The 24,700-nt window shown below is 71.4% G+C and carries 18 protein-coding genes; 9 read left to right on the top strand and 9 right to left on the bottom strand.

Annotated elements, in window-relative coordinates; genetic code table 11:
• Positions 1 to 43 precede the first annotated feature (43 nt).
• From ACZ6S0_RS45135 to ACZ6S0_RS45125, 3 genes are all read left to right on the top strand, one after another.
• Complete coding sequence (locus ACZ6S0_RS45135; RefSeq protein ID WP_465925795.1) at positions 44 to 571, top strand: type III PLP-dependent enzyme domain-containing protein; 528 nt, start codon at positions 44 to 46, stop codon at positions 569 to 571.
• Between the two features lie 64 nt (positions 572 to 635).
• Positions 636 to 1,085 carry a hypothetical protein gene (locus tag ACZ6S0_RS45130; protein ID WP_465925793.1) on the top strand — a complete coding sequence of 150 codons (450 nt, stop codon included), beginning with the start codon at positions 636 to 638 and terminating at the stop codon, positions 1,083 to 1,085.
• Between the two features lie 93 nt (positions 1,086 to 1,178).
• Positions 1,179 to 1,640: a hypothetical protein gene (locus ACZ6S0_RS45125; RefSeq protein WP_465925791.1), complete on the top strand. Its 462-nt coding sequence runs from the start codon at positions 1,179 to 1,181 to the stop codon at positions 1,638 to 1,640.
• Positions 1,641 to 1,652: 12 nt separating this feature from the next.
• Here ACZ6S0_RS45125 and ACZ6S0_RS45120 read toward each other — a convergent pair whose 3' ends face one another.
• From ACZ6S0_RS45120 to ACZ6S0_RS45090, 7 genes are all read right to left on the bottom strand, one after another.
• Complete coding sequence (locus tag ACZ6S0_RS45120) at positions 1,653 to 2,456, bottom strand: carbohydrate ABC transporter permease (RefSeq protein ID WP_465925789.1); 804 nt, start codon at positions 2,454 to 2,456, stop codon at positions 1,653 to 1,655.
• On the bottom strand, positions 2,453 to 3,418 hold the full coding sequence (locus tag ACZ6S0_RS45115; protein WP_465925787.1) for a carbohydrate ABC transporter permease: 966 nt from the start codon (positions 3,416 to 3,418) through the stop codon (positions 2,453 to 2,455). The genes ACZ6S0_RS45120 and ACZ6S0_RS45115 overlap by 4 nt, the downstream gene beginning before the upstream one ends.
• Positions 3,415 to 4,818: an ABC transporter substrate-binding protein gene (locus ACZ6S0_RS45110; protein ID WP_465925785.1), complete on the bottom strand. Its 1,404-nt coding sequence runs from the start codon at positions 4,816 to 4,818 to the stop codon at positions 3,415 to 3,417. Before ACZ6S0_RS45110 ends, ACZ6S0_RS45115 begins: the two co-directional genes overlap by 4 nt.
• A gap of 21 nt (positions 4,819 to 4,839) precedes the next feature.
• Positions 4,840 to 5,865, bottom strand: a complete 1,026-nt coding sequence (locus ACZ6S0_RS45105; protein WP_465925783.1) for a glycoside hydrolase family 71/99 protein — start codon at positions 5,863 to 5,865, stop codon at positions 4,840 to 4,842.
• Between the two features lie 252 nt (positions 5,866 to 6,117).
• Positions 6,118 to 7,896, bottom strand: a complete 1,779-nt coding sequence (locus ACZ6S0_RS45100; protein WP_465925781.1) for a substrate-binding domain-containing protein — start codon at positions 7,894 to 7,896, stop codon at positions 6,118 to 6,120.
• Positions 7,897 to 7,944: 48 nt separating this feature from the next.
• A complete protein-coding gene (locus ACZ6S0_RS45095; protein ID WP_465925779.1) occupies positions 7,945 to 9,303 on the bottom strand; it encodes an enolase C-terminal domain-like protein in 1,359 nt (452 codons plus the stop codon).
• On the bottom strand, positions 9,300 to 10,151 hold the full coding sequence (locus ACZ6S0_RS45090; RefSeq protein ID WP_465925777.1) for an NAD-dependent epimerase/dehydratase family protein: 852 nt from the start codon (positions 10,149 to 10,151) through the stop codon (positions 9,300 to 9,302). The genes ACZ6S0_RS45095 and ACZ6S0_RS45090 overlap by 4 nt, the downstream gene beginning before the upstream one ends.
• A gap of 532 nt (positions 10,152 to 10,683) precedes the next feature.
• Between ACZ6S0_RS45090 and ACZ6S0_RS45085 the strand changes: the two genes are divergently transcribed.
• Both ACZ6S0_RS45085 and ACZ6S0_RS45080 read left to right on the top strand, forming a co-directional pair.
• Positions 10,684 to 13,464: a carbohydrate-binding protein gene (locus ACZ6S0_RS45085; RefSeq protein ID WP_465925775.1), complete on the top strand. Its 2,781-nt coding sequence runs from the start codon at positions 10,684 to 10,686 to the stop codon at positions 13,462 to 13,464.
• Between the two features lie 6 nt (positions 13,465 to 13,470).
• Positions 13,471 to 16,068: a ThuA domain-containing protein gene (locus ACZ6S0_RS45080; RefSeq protein ID WP_465925772.1), complete on the top strand. Its 2,598-nt coding sequence runs from the start codon at positions 13,471 to 13,473 to the stop codon at positions 16,066 to 16,068.
• Positions 16,069 to 16,195: 127 nt separating this feature from the next.
• Here ACZ6S0_RS45080 and ACZ6S0_RS45075 read toward each other — a convergent pair whose 3' ends face one another.
• Positions 16,196 to 17,635, bottom strand: coding sequence for a M81 family metallopeptidase (locus ACZ6S0_RS45075; protein ID WP_465925770.1), 1,440 nt, complete (start codon positions 17,633 to 17,635; stop codon positions 16,196 to 16,198).
• Positions 17,636 to 17,675: 40 nt separating this feature from the next.
• A complete protein-coding gene (locus ACZ6S0_RS45070) occupies positions 17,676 to 18,827 on the bottom strand; it encodes an ROK family protein (protein ID WP_465925768.1) in 1,152 nt (383 codons plus the stop codon).
• A 229-nt stretch (positions 18,828 to 19,056) separates the two neighbouring features.
• On the opposite strand from ACZ6S0_RS45070, the gene ACZ6S0_RS45065 reads away from it, so the two are divergent.
• The 4 genes from ACZ6S0_RS45065 to ACZ6S0_RS45050 are packed head-to-tail and all read left to right on the top strand — an operon-like array spanning position 19,057 to position 24,659.
• Complete coding sequence (locus tag ACZ6S0_RS45065; protein ID WP_465925766.1) at positions 19,057 to 20,787, top strand: peptide ABC transporter substrate-binding protein; 1,731 nt, start codon at positions 19,057 to 19,059, stop codon at positions 20,785 to 20,787.
• 3 nt (positions 20,788 to 20,790) lie between these two features.
• Positions 20,791 to 21,750, top strand: a complete 960-nt coding sequence (locus ACZ6S0_RS45060) for an ABC transporter permease (RefSeq protein ID WP_465925764.1) — start codon at positions 20,791 to 20,793, stop codon at positions 21,748 to 21,750.
• A complete protein-coding gene (locus ACZ6S0_RS45055; RefSeq protein WP_465925762.1) occupies positions 21,747 to 22,631 on the top strand; it encodes an ABC transporter permease in 885 nt (294 codons plus the stop codon). Before ACZ6S0_RS45060 ends, ACZ6S0_RS45055 begins: the two co-directional genes overlap by 4 nt.
• Before the next feature lie 15 nt (positions 22,632 to 22,646).
• A complete protein-coding gene (locus ACZ6S0_RS45050; protein WP_465925760.1) occupies positions 22,647 to 24,659 on the top strand; it encodes an ABC transporter ATP-binding protein in 2,013 nt (670 codons plus the stop codon).
• Positions 24,660 to 24,700 lie beyond the last annotated feature (41 nt).

Here is a 24,700-nt window from a genome sequence, read left to right as displayed (position 1 = left end):
GTGCAGTTGCGAGGGTGTCTAACTCTTTCGTCACACATCGAGCATGGGCACCCTCGCCCTATCTCCGCAGCTATGCCTTGGCATCAATCATCTAGGTGTCACCGAGATCAATCTCGGTGGTGGCATGGCCGTTTCCTACGCCAACCCCGATCAGCGGTTCGACTGGAAGACCTACGGTGAAGGCTTGCGCGAACTCCGACTCCCGGGCGAGACCTTGCGCGTTGAACCCGGCAGATCGATCACCGTCTACTGCGGTGAATACGTCGCGCAGGTCATCGACGTCAAGCGGGTACACGGCGAACTGTTCGCCATCGTCACCGGCGGTACCCACCACATCCGCACACCTGCGACCAAGGGACACGATCAGCCCGTCGTCATTACCGAGCCCGGCGAGCCGATCACCATCGTCGGGCAGCTCTGTACGCCCAAAGACACGCTCGCGCGCGGCGTGCCGGTCCGGCTCGCGCGCGGTGACGTCGTACGGTTCGCCATGGCGGGGGCCTACGCCTGGAACATCTCCCACCACGACTTTCTGATGCATCCGCCGCCGGAGTTCCACTACGTCGGCTGAACCGGACAGGAGCCGGTTGGTCGGGCTTGGGAACCAACCTGCGAAGCCGATCATCACACCACGTATGAGGCCATTTCAGCGGGCAAGCGCGTGGCTGGCCGTGTTCGTCGCCGGACTGCCTGCGCTGGGCTTGGTCGCGGTGATCGTCGCGTTGCGGGGGCGGTCGTGGGGGCATTTCGCGGTGCCGTACCTGGTGCTGTTCGTGCTCGCCTTTCTCGTGGGCCTGGTCCTGCTCGCCCTGCTGCGCTTCCGGCCGGACTGGCTGCGCGCGCTGGTGGCGGCCGTGGCCGTGTACGCGATCGCGTTCGTCACGCCGGGGATAGGCACGATGACGCGTTATCCGTACCACGTGGTCAGGTGCGGCGCTCTGCCCGTCGTCGCCACCGGTCTGGCCGCCGCCATGAGCTACGACGTCCCCGGGGACGAGGGCTACGCGGTGACGCCGTTGCACGGGCCGTTCTTCTGCACGGAGAAGGAGGCCAGGGCCGCCGACTTCCACCATTTCGACTTCTGACCCGGATCCCGGCCCGCCGGGCGTCACACCTGAGGGCCGGATCTCGTCATAGAGGACATACGGGACACGTTCTCGAACCGGCGAGGTGAAAGCATGGCGATCTCCTTCTACACCGACCCCCGCTCGTGGCGGATCGCGCTGGACGCCACCGAGGTGACCCTGTCCGTGGACACCCGCGGGGGCACGCGCGTCCTGTACGCGCCGCGACTCAGCAGCGGCGGCTTCTTCCTGCGCCCGAACGGCTCGCTGGCGGGATTCTCGCTGTTGCTGCCGCTGTCTTCGCGCGGTGCCGGGACGCCGGTGCCCATGTTGCGGTGGGAGTCGGCGAACCTGGAGACCGGCGCGACCGCGTCGCTGCGACTCGGGCGGCAGGAGGTGCAGACCGCCGTGTCCGTCCTGTGCGCCGAGATCCCCGGCGATCCCGCGTACGTGAAGGTCGTCCTCGAGGGGACGTTCTGCTCCTGGGGCCTGCGCCTGCCCGCGCTGGCCTGGCGCCGGCCGCGCAGGGTGACGCTCCGGCTGTTCACCGAGATCCGCGCGGCGCACGCCGCCTGAGACCGGCCGTGCTCAGCCCTTGATCGCCCCCACCAGCCCGTTGACGAAGTACCGCTGCAGGAGCAGGAAGAGCGCGATCACCGGGAGCACGATGATCAGCGAGGCGGCCATCACCTCGTTGTAGTGTGGCACCTCGCTGGCGATGAGCGACTCCAGGCCCAGCGGCAACGTGAACCGCGACCGGTCGGAGAGCGACACCCGCGTCAGCACGTACTCGTTCCACGTCGGCACCGCCGTCAGCACGGCGACGGTGACGTGCGCCGGTTTGGTGAGCGGCAGGTACACCGACCAGAAGATCCGCGCCTCGCCCGCGCCGTCCGACCTGGCGGCCTCCCGCAGCTCGCGCGGGATGGCGGCGTAGCTGCTGGTCAGCAGCAGCACCGTCAGCGGCGCGGTGCCGTTGACGAACGGCAGCACCAGGCCGAGATGGGTGCCCAGCAGCCCGAGGTTCTTCTCCAGGATCACCACCGGCAGCAGCATCGTGATGCCCGGCACGAACAGCAGCGCGACGAAGAACCAGTACAGGAACCTGCGGCCGGGGAAGTCCAGCATGGCGAAGGCGTAGGAGGCCAGGCTGTAGACCACCAGCACCCCGGCCACGGTCAGCGCCGTGACCTGGAGGCTGTTGAGGAAGTAGTCGAGGAAGTGCAGCCGGTTCCAGGTCGCGACGAGCGTGTCGAGGGTGGGCTCGCGCGGCAGCAGGTTGCCTTCGAGGATCTCGGCGGGGGTCTTGAACGCCCCCGACACCATCCAGAGGAACGGGTACACGCTGATCAGCGCATAGGCGATCAGCCCCGCGTACGCGAAACGCCTCACTGGACCCTCCGGAGCAGGCGGGCGTTGGCCAGGGTCAGCAGGACGGCTCCGGCGAACAGCAGCCAGCCCAGCGCGCTCGCGTGCCCGAGCGACGGCGCCAGCCCCTTCATGAACGCCAGCCGGTACGCCATCAGCCCGAACACGTCGGTGTGCCCCCCGGGACCCCCGTTGGTGGCCACGAGGAAGATCTGGAACCCGTGCAGCGTGTCGCGGATCCCCAGCAGCACGATGGCCACTGTGATCGGCCGCAGCAGCGGCCAGATGATGTGCCGCAGCACGTGCCACGACCCGGCCCCGTCGATCCGCGCGGCCTCGATGAGACTGCCGTTGATGGCCTGGAGCCCGCTGAGGTAGAGCAGCGTGGCGACCGGCACGCTCGACCACACCAGGACGACGATCAACGTCGGCAGCGCGGTGTCCGGATTGCCGAGGAACCCCTGGGGCTGCCGCAGGCTGCCCAGCCCCAGCGAGCCCAGCATCAGGTTGATCGCCCCGTCGGGCTCCAGCACGTAACGCCAGGCGTAGTAGACGGCGATGCCGGTGGTCACGTACGGCAGGAAGTACACCGAGCGCAGGACGGCGCGCAGCCGCGTGACGGAGTTCAGCATCATCGCCAGCGGCAGCGACACCACCACGGTCAGCACCGGTACGGCGACCATGACCTGCACCGTGTTCCCCGCGGCCCGGCGCAGGTCGGCGGCGAGCGACGGGTCCGCGTAGAGCAGGTCGGCGTAGTTCCCGAGGCCGACCCAGCGCCAGTCGGGGGTGAAGCCGTTCCACCTGGCGAAGCTCAGCAGAAACCCGCTGGCGATCGTGTACCCGCCCATCAGCAGGAACAGCGCGACCGCGGGCGCGACGAACGCCCATCCGATCCCCCAGCGCCGCCAGCGCTCCCCCCGCGCCCCCGCGGGCGGCCGGTTCCGCAGCCGCTCCGCGGGGCGTTCGACGGAGGTGGTGCTCACTGGGTGGCCTTCCACATCGAGGCCACCACCTTGTCCAGTTCCGTGCCCGCCTGCTGCGGGCTCAGCTCGGCCAGCGGCGTCAGGCGTACGCTCACGTCACCGGGCTTGACCTGGTCCCAGTCGGAGGGGAGGAAGGTGTCGTCGGCCGCCACGTACGCGCTCTCCTGCGGCCCGGTGAAGTACTTCTGCAGCGCGGCCAGGTCCTTGCCGAGCAGCGACTCGGCCTGCGCGCCGAGGTCGGTGGAGGGCAGGTCGAGCGACTCCTTGGCCACCAGGCCCGCGCCCTCGGCCGAGGTCACCCAGTCGATCCACTTGAGCGCGGCCTCGCGGTTCTTCGTCGTGGCCGTCACGCCGAGCCCGGTCAGCGCGAGCGGCGCCAGCGAGATCTGCTTGTGCGTGCCCTGCGCCGACGGCGGGACGGGGAAGGCGAGCACCTTGTCGGGGCTCAGCCCGTTCTGGGCGAGGAAGGCCAGCGTGAACGTGCCGCCCACGGCGAAGGCCGACTTGCCCTGCGCGAAGGCGATGTCGGCCTCGTCGATGCCGAGCGTCGTGGCGCCGGGCATCCAGTACGGCGTCAGCCCCGCGTACGCCTCCAGCGTCCTGACCCCGTCCGGCGACGCGAACCCCTGCGCGGTGCCCTTGCCGAACAGCGCGTGGTAGCGCTCCGCGCCGAGATGGGCGAAGGCGAGCGGCAGGTAGACCCAGTTGAAGCCGGTCTGGGAGACCTTCAGCCCCAGCGACAGCCCGCCCTGGTTCTTGGCGGTCGTGGTCTCCAGCGCCTTCAGGAACTCCTCCCACGACGCGGGCGGGGTGTCGGGATCGAGCCCGGCGGCCCGGAGCTTGTCCTTGTTGGCGTAGACGATGCCGAAGGCGCCCGCCGTGAACGGCACGCTGTAGCGCTGCCCGGCCTTGCCGTTCTTGATCGGCGAGTCGATCGCCACCGAGTCGATCTTCCGCTGGGTCAGGACGCCGCTCTCCCGCGTGGTGGGCAGCAGGCGTTGCTTCCAGGGGTCGGTGACGTCCGCGGCGAGGTCCTGCAGCAGGCCGGACGTGCCCATCTCGAAGTCCTCGCCGGACGAGTGCACCTCCAGCACGTCCGGCAGCCCGCCGGTCTGCGCCGCGCTCTGCACCTTGCTGACGAACACGTCGTCGGGGGTGATCGCCTCGACCGTGACGGCGATGCCCGTCTTGGCGGTGAACTGCGCCGCCGCCTTGTTCAGCGCGTCGGCGTGCGACTTCTTGAACGTCCACATGCGTAACGACTGCCCGGACTGCTCCTGGCCGCCTCCGCTACCCCCGCCGCCACCTCCGCCGCCACCGCCGCCCGCGCCCGAGCAGGCGGCCAGTCCCAGCACCAGCGCCGCGGCCAGGCCGAGCGCGCGCTTGCGCGTCGTTGTCATCGGACCTTCCCTTCCGTACGCCTAGCGCACGCTCTCGAACTTCTGGACCCAGTGCCGCGTCCGGTCCAGGTAGGCCGTCTCGGCGGCCTTGCCCCGCTTGCCGTAGGCGCCCTGGAAGGTCTGGTAGCCGTGGCCCGCGGGCGGGGTGCCGTCGGCGGGCTCGATGACCGAGCCCTCGTGCCACTCGTTGAACGAGGTCACGGAGACCCAGGTCGGCGAGCCGCCGATGGCCGGGTCGAGGGCGTTGTTCCACTGCCGGTCGTAGGCGGCGCCGTCGTCGCGGGTGACCGTCGGGGTGGTGTTCCCCGGTACGGCGCGGTCGTCGATGTAGCCGGGGGCGACCGACGGCGCCCAGATCAGGCCGTTCGCCTTGGCGTACTCGCCGGCCTGCCGCCAGCCGGGAGCGGTGGCCCCGGCGATGCCGTCGTAGGTGTACATGCCGCCGAAGTGGGCGATCTTCGTGGTGTCGGTGGTCTGGGCGAGGATGACGTTGTCCTGGTTGACCGCGTCGAGCGCGGACCAGTCGGCGATCTGCAGGCTCCAGAACACGTAGAAGATGTTGGCGAAGGCCGGGTGGGAGCCGTACTCGCGGTGCAGGTAGCGGATGTCGTCGACGGTGGAGGCGGCGGTGCGGCCCGCGTACGGCTCCAGGTGCCAGGCCACCTTGACGCCCTTCGCGGCGGCGGCGTCCATGACCCGCCTGGCCAGGCCGTCCTCGAAACCGCCCTGGCCCCACCAGCTATAGACGATCACTCCCGCGCCGGTGCGCGCGACCCACTTCATGTGCTGGGCCAGGACCCGGGCGTCGCCGGAGTCGTACGCGCCGAGGGCGGGGTGGAGGTCGGCGCCGAGGTCGTCGGGCGGGGTGTGGCCGCCCTGCTGCCAATGGCGCCACTCGCCGGTGCCGGCGGGCGTGCCGTACCAGGGGTAGTAGAACAGGTGCACGTTGCCGGACAGCTTCGCGGCGGCGGCCGGGGTCGCCTGCGGCAGCCAGGCCAGGGCCACCAGGACGAGGACGAGGGCGAGGTTCCGACGTTTTGCGATCATGGCGTCCTTCCGGGGCTCCATGGGGGGACGGCCCCACGCCCTCCGCGGCTGGTCGGGGCCGATGCGCAAATCGTTAAGATGATTCCGAAATCTACACGCAACGTAAGCCGTGTCAAGGGTCCCGCCTCAGGCGGGCTCGCGCCGCAGGAAGCGCCTCAGACGGGTGTGCGGCGGACGGAGCGCCTCAGACGGCGACCGGCGGATGAGCCGTCCCAGGCGGGCGTGCGGCGTATTGCGGTGTATCGCGGCGTCTCAGGCGGACTCGCGGCGTACCAGGCGCGCGGGGACGATCAGCTCGGTCGACGGCTCGTCGATGGCGCCGCGCAGCCGTTCGAGCAGCCGCATGGCCGTGGCCTGGCCGATCTCGCGGGCCGGGTTGGCCATCGTGGTCAGGCCGGGGGAGACCAGACCGGCCGCGTCGATGTCGTCGAAGCCCATCACGGCCAGGTCCTCCGGGACGCGCAGGCCCAGCCGCGCCGCCACGTCGAGGGCGCCGATCGCCATGACGTCGTTGGCGCACAGCACCGCGTCGGGCGGCCGCGCGAGCTCCATCAGCCGGGCCACGCCCTCCGCGCCGCCCGTGCGGCTGAAGCCGGTGTGCGCCACGAGCGCCTCGCTGCCGGGCACGCCCGCGTCCGCGAGGGCCGCGCGGTAACCGGTGACGCGCTCGGCCGCGGGACCCTCGGCCGCCGGGCCGCACACGAACGCGATCCTGCGGTAGCCGCAGCCGAGCAGATAGCGGGTGGCCTCGGCCGCGCCGCCCTCGTCGTCGCTGTGGACCAGGTCGACGCCCTGCTGGACCAGCCTGCCGCCGAGCCGCACCACCGGGATGCCGGCCTCGATGACCGGCCGCAGGTCCTCGGCGTGGGTGTGGAACACGGCGAAGGCCAGCCCGTCGACCTGTCGGGCGATCATCTGCTCGATCGCGGTCTGCTCGATGCCGCGCACGCCGTCGGTGTTGCTGATGATCTGGTCGTAGCCGGCGGGGGCGAGCACGTCCTGCAGGCCGCGGGCGAGCGCCGGGTAGAACGGGTTGGTGATGTCGGGGATGATCAGCCCGACGGTCTGGCTGCGGCTGGTGCGCAGGCCGCGGGCGAGCACGTTGGGACGGTAGCCCAGCTCCTCGATGGCTCGCAGCACCCGCCGCCGCGTCTGCTCGGCCACGGGGCGGCGGCCGTTGAGCGTGTGGGAGACGGTCGTCGCGCTCACCCCGGCCAGGTCGGCGACCCGCCTGATGCTCGGCCGCTCGCCCCTGGCCGCGCGCGGCGGCTCGTCGAAGATCGGCACCCCGCCGGGCCCGGCCGGGGCCCGGCGCCCCTGGAGGAAGCCCTCGAACGCGCCGCTCAGCACGGCGTACGCCTCCTCCAGCGTGCGCACCCCCCGCGCGACGGCCTCGGCGGGCGGCACCCGCTCGGCCGACTCCAGCAGGATCGACTCCCACACCTGCCGCAGCGGCCCGAGCGCCGCCGCGGCCAGGATGCGCGGACGCAGGCCGTCGGCCTCCTCCGCCTCCTCCGCCAGCGTCTCGGCCAGCGCGCGCTCGCGCGCCGCGAACAGCTCGCGGCCGTGGGCGCGCAGGGTCTGGCTGCCGCGGTAGACCCGGCCGAAGAGCGCCAGGTCCCCGGCGGGCTCGGCGCGCAGCAGGCGGCCCAGGGCGAGCGCCACCTGCCCGCCCGGCCTGCCCCGCACCGCCTCGGCGGGGTCGCCCGCCAGCAGCGGCTCGTGCTCGTAGAAGAGCTGCTCCTTGGCGGGGAAGTGGTTGAACACGGTCTTGGCCGACACGTCGGCCGCCTCGGCGACCTCGTTCACCGTCACCGCGTCGAAGCCGCGCAGCGCGAACAGGCGCAGCGCGGCGTCCGCGATGGCCCGCCGGGTCTCGGCCTTCTTCCGCTCGCGCCTGGCCGGTGGTTGCTCCTGCTGGGCCGACTGCTGGCCCGACTGCTGGGCGGGCTGCTGGGCGGGCTGCTGGGCGGGCTGGCGGGCCGACGGCCGGCTTGGCGGCTGGGCGGCCGGTGGCTGCGGGGTCGGCATGCCGAGATATTACATCGGCATAATCCTTTCAGTCGCTGAACTTTGATCTCAGGGCGCCTCCAGCCCTCCGTCCGGCCTGCGGACCCGGGCGGCCCACCGTTCGTGCAGGTGGGTGGCCGGTGGGTGCTTGGCCGCCGCCCTCTCGTCCAGGTCGACGCCCCAGCCGGGCGCGTCGTGGGGGTAGAGGTAGCCCTGCCTGGGATTGATCGTCCCGGGGAACGTCTCCAGCACCGCGTCCGGGTAGACGTGCCCCTCCTGGATCTGGAACGCCGGCGTCGTTACGTCGAGCGCGAGGTTGGCCGCCGCGCCGACGGGGGAGACGTCCGCGGGCGCGTGCCAGGCCGTGCCGACCCCCGTCAGCTCGCACAACGCCACCAGTTTGCGCGCCGGGGTGAGGCCGCCGATCGAGGAGACGTGCAGCCGCAGCAGGTCGACCCCGCCCCGCAGCACCACGCGGGCCGCCTCGGCGACGGAGCCGATCTGCTCACCGGCCGCGATCGGCATCGGCGCGGCCTGCCGCACCTCGGGGAGCCGGTCGTAGAACTCGGGCGCGATCGGGTCCTCCAGGAAGAACAGCCGGTACGGCTCCAGCGCCCGCGCCAGCCCGATCGCCTGCTTGACCGTGAGCCTGGAGTGCACGTCGTGCAGGAGACCGGGCTCGTCCCCCAGCTCCTCGCGGGCCCGCTCGAACAGCCGGGGGGTCTCGCGCAGGTAGCGCTGGACGTCCCAGCCGTCGGGATAGGGGTGGCCGGGGTAGCCGTTCGGGGTGCCGGGGGCGCCGTAGTGCCCGAGGCCGGGCGCCCCGGTCTGCAGCCTGACGTGGCGGTGACCCGCGGCCAGGATCGCGCGGGCCTGCTCGATGGTGTCCTCCACCGTGGCGCCGCCCGCGTGCAGGTAGGTGTCGGCCGCGGCGCGTACCCGGCCGCCGAGCAGCTCGTAAACCGGCATGTTCGCGCGTTTGCCCGCGAGGTCCCAGAGGGCCATGTCCACGCCGGACAGCGCGTTGTTCAGCACCGGCCCGTCACGCCAGTACGACGACAGGTGGATCATCCGGATGATGTCCTCGATGTCGGCGGGGTGGCGGCCGACCAGCATGGGCGCCACGTGCCGCTCGACGGCGGCGGCCACGGCGTGGAAGCGCTGCGTGAACGTGGCGCAGCCCAGGCCGTACAGGCCCGGCTCGCTGGTCTCGATCTTCACCACGACCAGGGGCGGGCCCTCGGGCGCGGTGACGATGGGCCGGACGCGGGTGATGCGCAGGCCGTCGCGGGCGGGCCAGGGCGCCTGCGTCTCCGCCATCGGGCCGGTCGGGGGAGTGGCCGCCCGCCGGCCGGTCAGGGGGCCGTCCGTCTTGGGGTCGTCCGTCTTGGGATCGGTCGCGGGGGCGTCGGTGTCGTGGCTCGTCATGGCAGCACGTATTCGGCGGTGAAGCCCAGCACCCGCTCGGCGGCGCGCAGGTCGACGGGCACGGCGCGGTCGGGCAGTGGGGCTCGCCGCTCGCTGTCGGGATGGAACACGGCCAGCAACTCCTCGGTCGGTTCGGACACCAGTGTGTTGGGGGCGGTGACGGTCACCACGTGGTGACCCTCGATCGGGCGCGTGACGGCCAGCCACGCCGCCCGCGCGGCGTCGCGTACGTCGAGGTAGCACCACAGCTCCCTGGCCCCCGTGCCCGGGTCGACGGCCCACGCCTCCGCCGTCTGCTGGAGCTTGTCCTCCGTGCCGCCCAGCCGGGGGTAGCGCAGCGCGACGGTCGTCATGCCGTGCCTGCGGCTCATCATCGCCGCGGTCAGCTCGTCGGCCTGCTTGGACAGCGCGTACGGGTCCTCGACCTGCAGCGGGATCTCCTCGTCGATGGGCACGTAGGCGGGGTGCAGCACCCTGTCCGCCCAGGCCAGCCCGAGGGCCGACATGCTGCTGGCGAGGGCGGCGCGCCGCACGCCCGCCCGCGCGGCCTCCTCCAGCACCACGAACGTGGCCCGCGTGTTGCCGCAGAACACCTCCTCGGGCGTCCCCAGCGAGGGGGCGGGGATCGCGGCGAGGTGGATCACGGCCGTCACGCCCTCCATCGCCCGGCGCACGGCCTCCGGATCGCCCGCGCTGCCCACCACCATGCGGTCGAGCGGCAGGCCGCCGGGGTCGCGCAGGTCGAGCCCGGTCGCCGCCACCTGATGGCGCGCGAGGAGGTCGAGGGTGGCCCGGCCGAGGCCGCCGGCCGCCCCCGTCACCAGCACCCGCCGCGGATAGTCGGTCATGTACTCCCCAACGATGACGCAAATCGATTTGTAACGGCAGCATGCCGGGTGAGAGGCGAAGGTGTCAAGCTGAGTACAGCGACTGTAAGTTCGGCGCGAAAGGCCACGTGCGGTGGGGAGGCGCGGTGGGGTTCCGCCCGCCTGGCCGATGGGACGGCACCCACTGCGGCGGCTCCGTTGTCGGCGGCAGAGACCGCCGCGTCTCTCCGTCGGTGCCAGGCGGGCGTGAGTCTGGATTAAATGCCGGGAGCCCCGCCCGCGCAAGGGCTTGGAGCGATCCAACCAGAGAATTACATAGAACGATCGAGATTTTGCGGATCTTCGTCGTTTCCTGACTCTTCACCCGCTGAAGACACGTGTCTTGACAGCCACATTACAGCGCGGTAAGCATCTCCTTGAGCGCGGTTACATCTCCGAAACTTCCTCCCAAATCGTCAAGCGCAACCTGGAGCAAGCACCCTCCAGCCCTCCACAGCAAAGCGCGGTCGGCGCGCGCCTTGCCTGACGTCCCCCCGGTCAGGAAAGGAAGCCCATGTCTGTGTGGTCGAGGCTGCTCGTCGCGGCGTCGCTGGTGTTCACCGGTGCCGCGGCGATGGACATCCCACCCGGTGACTATCAGCAGGTCCAGCTCGCCCTCGGGCCGTCCGAGCTGGGCGAGCCCATGTCGCTCGCGGTCCTGCCGGACAGGTCGGTGCTGCACACCGCCCGCGACGGCACCGTCCGCCACACCGACGCCTCCGGCGCGACAAAGGTGGCGGGCAAGCTCGACGTCTACACCCACGACGAGGAGGGGCTGCAGGGCATCGCCGCGGATCCCGGCTTCGCCGCCAACCGCTTCGTCTACCTGTACTACTCGCCCAAGCTGAGCACCCCGGCCGGAGACGCCCCCGCGACCGGCACCGAGGCCGACTTCGCGCCCTGGAAGGGTCACCTCAACCTGTCGCGCTTCACGCTCAAGGCCGACAACACCCTAGACCTGGCCAGCGAGAAGGTCGTGCTGGAGGTGCCCAACGACCGGGGCCAGTGCTGCCACGTGGGCGGTGACATCGACTTCGACGCCGCCGGCAACCTGTACCTGACCACCGGCGACGACACCAACCCGTTCGAGTCCAGCGGCTTCACCCCGATCGACGAGCGCACCAACCGCAACCCGCAGTTCGACGCCCAGCGCTCCTCGGGCAACACCAACGACCTGCGCGGCAAGCTGCTGCGCATCAAGCCGCAGGCCGACGGGACCTACACCGTCCCGGCGGGCAACCTCTTCCCGCCCGGCACGGCCGGGACCCGGCCCGAGATCTACGCCATGGGCTTCCGCAACCCCTTCCGCCTGGCGGTCGACAAGCCGACGGGCACGGTCTACCTGGGCGACTACGGCCCCGACGCGGGCGGCGCCGACGCCGGCCGGGGCCCCGGCGGCCAGGTGGAGTTCGACCGCATCACCGCCCCTGGCAACTACGGCTGGCCGTACTGCACCGGCACGAACACCGTCGCCGAGACGTACGTCGAGTACACCTTCCCCAGCGGCCCCTCCGGCGCGAAGTACGACTGCGCGGGCGGCCCGACGAACAACTCCTTCCGCAACACGGGCCTCGCCAAGCTGCCCGCCGCCAAGCCGAGCTGGATCAAGTACGGCGACGCCGGCTCGCCCCCGGAGTTCGGCGGCGGCTCGGAGTCGCCCATGGGCGGCGACGTCTACCGCTACGACGCGAACTCGTCCTCGACGGTCAAGTTCCCGCAGTCGCTCGACGGCCGCTACTTCGCCATGGAGTTCGGCCGCCGGTGGATCAAAGCGATCGAGGTCAAGAGCGACGGCACGCCCGGCGTGATCGAGAGCTTCCCGTGGACCGGCACGCAGGTCATCGACGGGGAGTTCGGCCCCGACGGCGCCCTGTACGTGCTGGACTACGGCACGGGCGGCGGCAACCAGGCGCTGTACCGGATCGAGTACCTCGGCGGCGCCAACCGCAACCCCGTCGCCAAGGCCACCGCCGACAAGACCTCCGGGCAGGCGCCGCTGACCGTGGCCTTCTCCGCCGCGGGCAGCTCCGACCCCGAGGGCGGCGCGCTCACCTACGCGTGGAACTTCGGCGACGGCGGCACCTCCACGCAGGCCAACCCAACCCACACCTACACCGCGAACGGCACCTTCCGGCCGACCCTGACCGTACGCGACCCGCAGGGCCTGACCGGCACCGCCAGCCTGGTCGTCACCGTCGGCAACACCGCGCCCACCGTGACGCTCACCGCGCCGACCGACGGCCGGCTCTTCTCCTACGGGCAGGCCGTGCCCTTCACCGTCACGGTCACCGACCCCGAGGACGGGACCGTCGACTGCGCCCGCGTCAAGGTGACGTACCTGGTGGGCCACGACAGCCACACCCACGCGATCACCTCGCAGAACGGCTGCTCGGGCTCGATCACCATCCCGACCGACGGCGAGCACGACGCGGCGGCCAACCTCTACGGCGTGTACGACGCCGAGTACACCGACAACGGCGGGCTGACCGGCCACAGCCTCCGCGTCCTGCAGCCGGCGCACCGCCAGGCCGAGCACTTCGGCGCGCAGCAGGGCATCCAGGTCGCCAACCACGGCGGGGCGGAGGGCGGCGCGACCGTCGGCTTCACCGACAACGGCGACTGGATCTCCTTCGAGCCCTACGCGCTGGCCGGAGCCACCCGGCTGACCGCGCGGGTCTCGTCCGGCGGCCCCGGCGGGACGATCGAGGCGCGGGCCGGGTCGGCGACCGGGACGCTGCTGGGCACGCTCACGGTGGCCAACACCGGAGGCTGGGACACCTTCACCGACGTCTCCGCCGCCCTGAGCAACGTCCCCGCCGGGACGACCAAGCTGTTCCTGGTCTTCAAGGGCGTGTCGGGACAGGGCAACCTGCTCGACGTGGACGCCTTCACCTTCACCACCGGGACCCCGCAGGGCACGACCACCGAGGGCGAGTCGTACACCTCGAACTCCGGGGTGCAGATCGCCACGCACGCGCCCGCCAGCGGGGGCCGGACGCTCGGCTACGTCGACAACGGCGACTGGGCGGGCTACGCGCACGTCGACACGGCGGGCGCGAAGACGTTCGCCGCCCGCATCTCCTCGGGCGGGGCGGGCGGCACGATCCAGGTGCGTTCCGGGTCGGCCACCGGCACCCTGCTCGGCTCGGTCACCGTGCCGGTCACGGGCGGCTGGGAGAACTTCCAGGACGTCTCCACCGCACTGACCGGCTCCGGCACCGGACCGCTCTTCCTCGTCTTCACCGGCGGCGCGGGCACCCTCTTCGACATCGACACCTTCACGATCACCAGGTAGGCGGCGATGCTACACAAACTCCTGAGCCTCGTGCTCGTGGCGGCCGGACTGACCGCCCCATCCGTGAACCTGGCCTACGAGGTCCTGGTGTTCTCCAAGACCGCCGGGTTCCGCCACGACTCGATCCCGGCGGGCCTCCAGGCCATCCGCGATCTGGGCGCGGCCAACGCCTTCACCGTGACCGCGACCGAGGACGCCGGCGCCTTCACCGCCGCGAACCTGTCCGGCTACGAGGCCGTCGTCTTCCTCAACACCACCGGCGACGTGCTCAACGACGCCCAGCAGACGGCCTTCCAGGCGTACGTGGACGGGGGCGGCGGGTACGTGGGCGTGCACGCCGCCGCCGACACCGAGTACGGCTGGCCGTACTACGAGAAACTGGCCGGGGCGTACTTCAAGAGCCACCCGGCCATCCAGCAGGCCACCGTGCGCACCGAGGACCGCGCCCACCCGGCGACCGCCCACCTCGGGTCGTCGTGGACGCGTACCGACGAGTGGTACAACTACCGCACCAACCCCCGCCCGTCGGTGCGCGTGCTGCAGAGTCTCGACGAGGGCAGCTACAGCGGCGGCGACATGGGCGACCACCCCATCACCTGGTGCCACCCCCAGGTCCAGGGGCGGGCCTTCTACACCGGGCTCGGCCACACCGCCGAGTCGTACGCCGACCCCGCCTTCCGCAACCTGCTGCTCGGCGGCATCAGGTACGCCGCGGGCACGGCCAAGGCCGACTGCCGGCCGGAGACCGGCTACACCGCGCTGTTCAACGGCTCCACCAGCGGGTGGTCACAGGCCGGGCCGGGCAGCTTCGCCAACGCCGACGCCACGCTGACCTCGCAGGGCGGGATGGGCCTGCTGTGGTACTCCGCGCGGGAGCTGGGGGCGTACTCGCTGAAGCTGGACTTCAGGGTGACCGGTGACAGCAACTCCGGCGTCTTCGTCGGCTTCCCCGCCTCCTCCGACCCGCAGTCGGCCGTGGACAACGGCTACGAGGTGCAGATCGACGCCACCGACGCCCCCGACCGGACGACCGGCTCGATCTACGGCTTCAAGGCCGCCGACCAGGCCGCCCGCGACGCCGCGCTCAACCCGCCCGGCGCCTGGAACACCTACGAGCTGCTGGTCGAGGGCGAACGGCTGCAGGTCCTGCTGAACGGCGTGAAGGTCAACGACTTCACCAACACCGACCCGAGGCGCTCGCTGCGCCAGGGCCACGTCGGCATCCAGAACCACGGGGCCTCCGACCAGGTCGCCTTCCGCAACATCCGGCTCAAGCAGTTGGGCGCGGGCAGCGTCACCGTCGAGGGCGAGTCGTACACCTCGAACTCCGGGGTGCAGATCGCCACGCACGCGCCCGCCAGCGGGGGCCGGACGCTCGGCTACGTCGACAACGGCGACTGGGCGGGCTACTCCCAGGTCAGCACGGCGGGCGCGACGCGCTTCGGCGCCCGCGTCTCGTCCGGGGGAGCGGGCGGCACGATCCAGGTGCGTTCCGGGTCGGCCACCGGCACCCTGCTCGGCTCGGTCACCGTGCCGGTCACGGGCGGCTGGGAGAACTTCCAGGACGTCTCCACCACGCTGACCGGCTCCGCCACCGGACCGCTCTTCCTCGTCTTCACCGGCGGCGCCGGCAACCTCTTCGACGTCGACACCATCACCCTGGAGAGCGGGACGACCGGCGGCCCGCCGCTGTCGGACAAGGTGCACGTCTTCTACTACCCCTGGTACGGCGCGCCGCAGGTCAACGGGGCCTGGCGGCACTGGCAGCAGGGCGGGCGCACCCCTCCCGACGACATCGGCGCCGACCTCTACCCGGTGCTCGGCGCGTACGACTCCGGCGACTTCGCCGGCGCCGTGACCCAGCACATGAAGTGGATCAGGCAGTCGGGCGCCGGGGTGCTGGTGCTGAGCTGGTGGGGCCGCGGCAGCTACGAGGACGGCCTGGCCCGCGGCGTGCTGGACGCGGCGGCGAAGGAGGGGCTCAAGGTCGCCTGGCACCTGGAGCCCTACTCCGGCCGCAGCGCCGCCTCCACCGTGGAGGACGTCCGCTACATCAACCAGACGTACGGGACGCACGCCGCCTTCAGCGACGCCTTCTACGTCTTCGAGAGCCTGCGCATCACCGACTGGTCGGCGCTGAGCCAGGTGAACCAGGACAACGTCATCCTGGCCCAGACCACCGACACCACGAAGATCGCGAACTTCAACGGCATGTACACCTACGACGCGATCGCCGGTGCCACCGCGCCGGGCTGGCAGCAGGCCGCGGACTACGCGCGCCAGCACGGGCTGGTGTGGGCCCCGTCCGTGGGGCCCGGCTACATCGACGACCGGGCGGTGCCCGGCAACACCACGCCCACCCTCGCCAGGGACAACGGCGCCACCTACGACAGGGAGTGGTCCAACGCCCTGCAGACGCGGCCGACGTGGGTGTCGATCACGTCGTTCAACGAGTGGCACGAGGGCAGCGTGATCGAGCCGGCGGTCGCGCGGACGGGCTACCAGAGTTACGAAGGCGCGTACGGGCGTACCGGCGCCTCGGCCCAGACCGCGTATCTGGACCGGACGGCGTACTGGGTGGGCCAGTTCGCGGCGGCCGGCTGACGCCGAGCGAGGCGGCCATCGGCCGGCCGGGCCGATCCCGGCGTCGGATCACGACGCCGGGATCGGCGCTTCCCGCGGGTCAGCGGGTCTGTGGGGAGGCGGGTGGCGGGGACTGCGGGGGAGCGGGTCAGGAGGAGCCGAGTTCGAGCGCGGCGTCGGGGTCCAGCGGGAAGATGGGCCGCTTCAGGTTCCGGTAGGGCAGCCGGTGCAGGTCCTGGTCGACGCCTCCGGGCGTGAGCGCCAGCATCCAGCCCGCGGCGGCCTCGAACAGCTCGGGCTCCAGGTAACCGATCTTGACCGTGACCACGTCGGCCCCGGCCGCGTTCACCCCCAGCCGCCGGTACGACTCCAGCAGCCGGTACTGCATCCGGCGCGAGGTCAGGAAGACACTCAGCCCGCCGACGCGCACACTGGCCACGCGCCCGCCGTCGGGGTCGTCCGCCAGGGCCTCCAAGGTGCCCTCCAGCAGCAGCGGCCCGGGTGCGCGGGAGTCGACGCGGCCACCGGCGCGCACGCTGACCGGCGAGCCGATCGGCAGGTGCCCGATGCGCGCCACCGCCTCGGGGTCGAACAGGGAGGCGTAGACGGCGCGGACCGAGCCGTCGCGGATCCCTGGCCTGGCCAGCAGCCGCTCCAGCGCGTAGGTGACGTCGTCGGCGCCGCCCGCGCCCGGGTTGTCGCCGGAGTCGCTGATGAAGTACGGCCGGGCCGAGCCCGGCTCCAGCGCCGCGTCCAGGCACTCGTCCATGGAGCCCGTGGGCGCGACGAAGGCGAACTCGTCGCGCGCGTCCCAGAACGCCTGCCCCAGCTCGCGCGCCGCCTCCTCGGTGGCCGCGGCGTCGGTGCCGACGGCGACGACCGCGCCGGTGCAGCGCGGCTCGTCGGCCCAGGCGAAGCCGATCCAGATCGCCGCGTCGATCACGCCCGGCCTGGCCTCGACGGCGGGGATGCGGGCGTAGAGGCTCTTGGCGGGTTCGAGGCGGGTGCTGGTCATCTCGCCGGGCAGCAGGATCGGCACGTGGACCAGCGCCTTGTGCGGCCGGCCGCCGCGGCGCAGCGCCTCGACCAGGTTGCGGGCGGCGCGCTCGCGGGTCTCCCAGACGTCCACGTGGGGCGCGGTGCGGTAGCAGGTCAGCAGGTCGCAGCCGTCGAACAGGGTGGGGGAGACGTTGCCGTGCAGGTCCATCGCGGTCGACACCAGCGGCTCGGGGCCGATCACGGAGCGGATGGCGGTGATGAGGTCGCCTTCGGCGTCCTGACGGCCGACGACGCTCATCGCGCCGTGGATGTCCAGCAGCACGCCGTCGAACCGGCCGTCGCCCAGGCCCCGGACGATCTCCTCCCGCCAGGCGTCGTACGCGGCGGGCTCGACCGCTCCGCCCGGCAGCGCGCGGGCGTGCACGAGCGGCACCCATTCCACCTCGGCCGCCCACGGGTCGCCGAGCCAGTCGTACCTGTCGAGCAGGGCCTGGCCGCGGGTGACCGCGAAGTCGGCGGTGCCGCTCAGGTGCGGTGAGAACGTGCTGGACTCGATGTGGATGCCGCAGACGGCGATGCGCAGGGACACGACGGTGCTTTCCAGGAGGGCTTACAGGAAGGAGGCGTTTCTAGGTGGGACGGATGTCGGCCGTCTCACGGAGGAGATGGCCGAGGCCGATGAGCGCCGCGTCGGGGCCGGCGATGCTCGGCTCGATGGACAGCGACTGGGTCAGGGGCGGCAGGCAGCGCTCGTAGAGCATGCCTTTGACGGCGGCCACGTAGACGTCCAGGCTCGACAGCGCGCCGCCGATGACGACGCTGTCGGGGTTGAGGAAGTTGACCAGGCCCGACAGGGCGATGCCGAGCTGCCGGCCGGCCTGGCGCACCAGGGTCACCACGGCCGGGTCGGCGTTGATGACGGCGGCGACGACGTCGCGCGTGTCGGTCACGGGCAGGCCGCGCCCGGCCAGTTCGCGGGCGAGCGCCGCGCCGCTGGCGACGGTCTCCAGGCAGCCGCGGCTGCCGCAGGAGCATTCGCGCTCGCCGCTGTCGGCCACGCGTACGTGGGTGACGTCACCGCTCAGGCCGCGCCCGCCGCGGTAGACCTGGGCGCCCGAGATCTGGGCCCCGGTGACCAGGCAGCCGCCGATGCCGGTGCCCGCCTTGACGTAGATCATGTCGCCGGCCTCGGGGCGGGTGAGGTGTTCGCCGACCGCGGCGGCCTTGGCGTCGTTGTCGGCGAGCGCGGTCACCCCGAACCGGTCGCGCAGGTCGCTCTGGACGTCGTAGCCGCTCCAGCCCGGCATGCGGGCCGGGCCGATGACCCGTCCGTGCGGGAACTCCACCGGCCCCGGCAGCGCCACGCCGACGGCCAGCAGCGGCCGGCCGGGCGCGTGGGCCGTCCTCACTCCGGTGAAGGCCGCGGTCAGCTCGTCGAAGATCGCCTTGGGGCCGGCTCCTATGTCGACGGCGAACTCCTGGGCCGCCAGCAGGGCTCCCGACGGTGCGCACAGGCCGACGCGGGCGTGCTGCCCGCCCAGCTCCGCCACGGCGAAGACGCCGCCCGCCTCACGCAGCCGCAGGATCCTGGGACGCCGCCCTCCGGTGGAGGCGCCGACGCCCTCCTCGAGGATCTCGCCCTCCTCCAGCAGCCTGCGCACCACGCTGGAGACCGTCGAGGGCGCCACCTGCAGCGTCTCCACCAGATCCGCGCGGGAGGTGGCCTTGCCGCTGGCCAGCAGGTTCAGTGCCTGCTCACGCAGATTGGCGGGCTCCGACATGCCTCTCCTCCCTGGACGGACACTCCTTGACGCACACGGCGGACGCCCGGCTCCGCGAACGGGGGCGAGCACGGGGTCGATCACCGAAAGGCGCGTCGCCGGGACTCTATACCGAAATAAGTGTGGTGAACAAAGTAGATTTTTCGCATTGACTTCCTACTTGTACCGCAATACATTCTCCGGACTGAACGGCCCCTGGAGGGCAGCCCACGTCCTGACGAGGAGAATCATGGGGACGAGAACCCGCATCGTGTGCGGCGTGGTGGCCATCGGGCTCGGCCTGACCGCCTGCAGCGCGGGCGCCGGCAGCAGCCCGCAGCAGGGTGGCGCCCAGGGCAAGGACACCGCGACCGTGGCCTTGCGCACGCCCAACTGGATCCTGCCGATCTCCGCCCCCGGCTTCACCCAGGGCGAGAACGACATCTTCTCCACCGCCCTGTACCGCAAGCTCTACAGCTACCAGCTCGACGGCTCCACCCCCGACAACATCAACCCGCAGCGCTCGCTGGCCGAACCGCCCGTCGTCAGCGACGAGGGCAAGACGCTGACCATCACGCTCAAGGACAACACCTGGTCCGACGGCAAGCCGATCACCACCAAGGACGTCCAGTTCTGGTGGGACCTCGTCACCACCAACAAGGACAAGTGGGCTTCGTACAAGCCCGGTGGCTTCCCGGACAACATCTCCGCCTTCACGGTCAAGGACGACAAGACCTTCTCCGTGACCACCACGAAGGCGTACAACGCGGCCTGGTTCGTCGGCAACCAGCTCAACCGGATCGTCCCGCTGCCCCAGCACGCCTGGGACAAGAGCGGCGACCCCAAGCAGACCTTCGAGGAGCTGACCGCCGCCTCCAAGGACCCCAAGTCGTACGCGACCAACCCCCTGTGGAAGACCAACAGCGGCCCGTGGAAGCTGGAGAGCTACGTGCCCAGCGGCGAGGTCGTCCTGGCCAAGCAGGACACCTACTCGGGCCCCGACAAGCCGAAGCTGAACAAGGTCGTGCTGCGGCCGTTCACCGGCGACGACGCCGAGTTCAACGTGCTGCGCGCCGGGCAGATCGACTACGGCTACATCCCGCCGGCCAACCTGTCGCAGAAGTCGTACCTGGAGTCGAAGGGCTACACGATCTCCCCCTGGTACGGGTGGTCGATCACCTACCTGCAGCTCAACTTCAACAACCCCAAGACCGGGACGCTGTTCAAGCAGCCGTACCTGCGCCAGGCGCTGCAGATGCTCATCGACCAGCCGACCATCAGCAAGGTCATCTGGTCCGACATGGCCGCGCCCACCTGCGGCCCGGTGCCCGCCAAGCCGGGCACGCCCGGCGGCCAGGGCTGCGCCTACCCGTTCGACCCGGCCAAGGCCCAGCAACTCCTGGAGAGCCACGGCTGGAAGGTGACGCCCGACGGGCAGACCACCTGCGCCGACCCCGCCCTGTGCGGCGAGGGCATCGCCAAGGACACCCCGCTGAGCTTCACCGTCACCAGCCAGTCCGGCTTCTCGGCCACCACCAAGATGTTCGCCGAGATCAAGTCGGCCATGGCCAAGGTCGGCGTGCAGCTCACCATCAAGGAGGTGCCCGACTCCGTCGCGGTCACCCCGGCCTGCAAGCCGGAGGACGCGAAGTGCGACTGGGACATGTCCTTCTTCGGCTCGCAGGGTAGCTGGTACTACCCGGCCTTCGCCTCCGGCGAGCGCCTGTTCCAGACCGACGCCCCCGTCAACCTCGGCAGCTACAGCAACCCCGAGGCCGACCAGCTCATCGAGAAGGCGCAGTTCTCCGACGACGCCGGCGCACTGCAGGAGTACAACGACTTCCTGGCCAAGGACCTGCCGGTGCTCTGGATGCCCAACCCCGTCTACCAGGTCTCGGCGTACAAGTCGGGGCTGCAGGGCGTCGACCCGCAGGACCCGATGAACCTGATGTACTTCCAAGACTGGTCCTGGAAGAGCTGACCGTTGACCCGGTACCTCCTCACGCGCCTGGGACAGGCCCTGGTCATCGTGATCCTGGTGACGCTGATCACGTTCGTGATCCTGCATCTGCTGCCGGGAGGAGCGGCGCGGGCCATCCTGGGCAAGGAGGCGACGCTGGAGCAGATCGCTTCCTTCAACCACGAAATGGGGTACGACCGGCCGCTGTGGGAACAGTACGCGCTGTACCTGCAGCGGCTCGTCCGCGGCGACCTCGGCTACTCCTTCCAGCTCAACCAGTCGGTGGCCGAGGCCATCGGCCAGCGGCTGCCCAAGACCGCGCTGCTGTCGCTGGCCTCGACGGTCATCGCGGTCGTGGTGGCCGTCCCGCTGGGCGTGGTGCAGGCCGTACGGCGTAACCGCTGGCCCGACTACACGATCAACGGGCTGTCGCTGCTGGCGTACGCCACGCCGATCTTCTTCATGGGTCTCATGATGATCATTCTGTTCTCCCAGGTGTGGCCGGTCCTGCCGCCCGAGGCTCCGCAGGGCTTCACCATGGCGGAGGTGCTGGCCGAGCCCGCCGGGCTGGTGCTGCCCACGCTCACGCTGGCGATCCTCACCGTCGCGGTCTACTCCCGCTACATCCGCTCGTCCATGGTCGACAACCTGAACGAGAACTACGTCCGCACGGCCCGCAGCAAGGGCCTGTCGGAGCGCCGCGTGATCGTCGGGCACACGCTGCGCAACGGCCTGTTCCCCGTCATCACCCTGCTCGGCATGTACCTGCCCGCGCTGTTCAGCGGTGCCCTCGTGGTCGAGCGGCTGTTCAACTACCCGGGCATGGGCCTGCTGTTCTGGCAGGCGGCGCTCAAGCGGGACTACCCGATCCTGCTCGGCGTCACGCTGCTCATCTCGGTGGCCACCGTGCTCGGCGCGCTGGTCGCCGACGTGCTCTACGCCGCGGTCGACCCGCGCGTGCGACTGAAGGCAGGCCGGTCATGACCGCCGTCCCGCACGAGGAGGAGGCGCCCGTCCGCGGGATGTGGCGCCAGGGCGTCGAGGTCTTCTGCGAGAACCGGCTCGCCCTGCTCGGGGTGGCCCTCTTCGCCCTGCTGACGCTCTTCTCCTTCCTCGGGCCGCTCTTCTACCAGACCGACCAGGTGCACACCGACCTGACCAAGGTCTACCTGGCCCCCGGCACGGAGGGGCACCCGCTCGGCACCGACGGCGTCGGCTACGACCAGCTCGGCCGCCTGATGCTCGGCGGGCAGACCTCCATCGTGGTCGGCCTGGCCGCCGGCCTGCTGGCCACGGTCGTCGGCACCGTGTGGGGCGCCGTGGCCGGGTTCGCCGGCAGTTGGGTCGACGCGGTCATGATGCGGGTGGTGGACGCGATGATGTCGATCCCCGCGCTCTTCCTGTTCATGCTCATGGCCTCGATCGTCACGCCCACCGTGCCGATGCTCATCCTCATCATCGGCGCCTTCGCCTGGCTCGGCCCCGCCCGGCTGGTACGCGGCGAGGCGCTCTCCCTGCGCACCCGCGAGTACGTCCTGGCGATGCGCGGCATGGGCGGCGGCGGCGGGCGCGCGGTGCGCCGGCACATCATCCCCAACGCCATCGGCACCGTGATCGTCAACGCCACCTTCCAGGTCGCCGACGCGATCCTGTACGTGGCCTACCTCTCCTTCCTCGGCCTGGGCGTGCCGCCGCCCGCGGCCAACTGGGGCGGCATGCTGTCCGACGGCCTGTCGGACACCTTCAGCGGTCACTGGTGGCTGCTCTACCCCCCGGGAATCGCCATCATCCTCATCGTCCTCGCCTTCAACTTCATCGGCGACGGGCTGAGGGACGTCTTCGAGGTCCGCCTCCGGCGGCGGTAGCAGGAGGTTACGTACATGGAGGCACTCGACCGGCCGCTGCTGCGGCTGCGCGACCTCAGCACCGACATCCCGTTGCGGCGTGGCGTCGTGCACGCGCTCGACCACGTCAACCTCGAGGTCAGGCAGGGCGAGACGCTCGGCATCGTGGGCGAGTCGGGCAGCGGCAAGACCATGACCGTCCTGTCGATCATGGGGCTGCTGCCCTCGGGCGGCCAGGTCGTCGGCGGGGAGATCCTCTTCGACGACCGCGACCTGCGCGGGCTGGAGGCCCAGGAGCTGCGCCGGGTGCGCGGCGTCGAGATGGGCATGGTCTTCCAGGACCCGCTCACCTCGCTCAACCCCACCATGCGCATCGGCGCCCAGGTCGCCGAGCCCCTGCGCGTCCACCTGGGCGTCGGCAAGGCCGAGGCGCGCGAACGGGCCATCGAGATCCTGCGCCGGGTCGGCATGCCGCGCCCCGACAAGATCGTCGACGACTATCCGCACCAGCTCTCGGGCGGCATGCGCCAGCGCGTGGTCATCGCCATGGCGCTCGTCCGCTCCCCGCGCCTGCTCATCGCCGACGAGCCCACCACGGCACTCGACGTCACCACCCAGCGCCAGATCCTTGAACTCATCGACGACCTGCGCGAGGAGTTCAGGATGGCGGTCATCCTGGTCACCCACGACCTCGGGGTGATCGCCGGCCGCGCCGACAGGGTCGCCGTCATGTACGCCGGGCGGGTGGTGGAGACCGGCACGACCGCCGACCTGTTCCGCTCACCGCGGCACCGCTACACCGAGGCGCTCATGCGCGCCCTGCCCGAGTCGGCCGCCGACGGCCGCCTCTACAGCATCCCCGGCCTGCCGCCCGACCTGTCGCTGCCGCTGACCGGCTGCCGGTTCGCGCCGCGCTGCCGGTTCGCCACCGACGAGTGCCGCGCCGGCGACGTCCTCCTCACCCCGGACGTCGCCGGCAACGGGCACGAGTTCGCCTGCCTGCACCCGGTCACCGAGCCCGTCACGATCGCGGCGTCGTCCGCCCCGGTCGACACCGTGTCCGGCGACTCCGCGCCGCTCCTGACCGTGCGCGACCTGGTCAAGGAGTACGACGCGGGCGGCGCGGGGATGCGCAGGGTCTCCGGGCGGGTCAGCGCCGTGGCCGGGGTGTCGTTCGACGTCAAGCCCGGCGAGACGCTCGGCATCGTGGGCGAGTCGGGGTGCGGCAAGTCCACCGTCGGCCGTCTCGTCGCCGGGCTCGAAGCGCCCACCGGCGGCCGGATCGCCGTCGACGGCACCGACCTCGCCACCCTCGACCGGCGCGCCCGCCACCGCATGCACCGGCAGGTGCAACTGATGTTCCAGGACAGCTACGCGGCCATGAACCCGCGCATGCGCGTCGACTCCATCCTCACGGAGCCGCTGGAGATCCAGCAGGTCGGCGACGCCGCCTCCCGGCGCGCCCGGGTGAGCGAGCTGCTCGACCAGGTCGGACTGCCGCGGCGGGCGCTGGAGCGCTACCCGCACGAGTTCTCCGGCGGGCAACTGCAGCGCATCGGGCTGGCCAGGTCGCTGGCGCTGAGCCCACGGCTGATCGTGGCCGACGAGCCGGTCAGCGCGCTGGACGTGTCGGTCCAGGCGCAGGTGCTCAACCTCATGCGCGACCTGCAGGGGCAGCTCGGACTGTCGTACGTGTTCATCAGCCACGACCTGTCCGTGGTCGACTACATGGCCGACCGGATCGGCGTGATGTACCTGGGCAAGCTGGTGGAGGTGGGCCCCGCTCACCAGGTGGTGCGCAGCCCGCGGCACCCGTACACGCAGGCGCTGCTCGACGCCGTACCCTCGCCCCACCCCGGCCACGCGCCCAGCCCGGACACGACCATCAGGGGCGAGCTGCCGAGCGCGCTCAACCCGCCGACGGGCTGCCGCTTCCGCACCCGCTGCCCCCTGGCGACGGACGCCTGCGCCGTCGAGCCGGTCCTGCAGGGCGGTACGCACCAGGTCGCCTGCCACTTCCCGATCCGCCAGGAGGCGACGGCGGCCTGACGGCGGCGCGGGCGGCGGGAGCGGGGGCTGGTGTCCGGACG

The sequence above is a fragment of the Nonomuraea sp. NPDC051298 genome (genome assembly GCF_055586305.1).
This window is presented reverse-complemented; position numbering and strand designations above follow the sequence as displayed.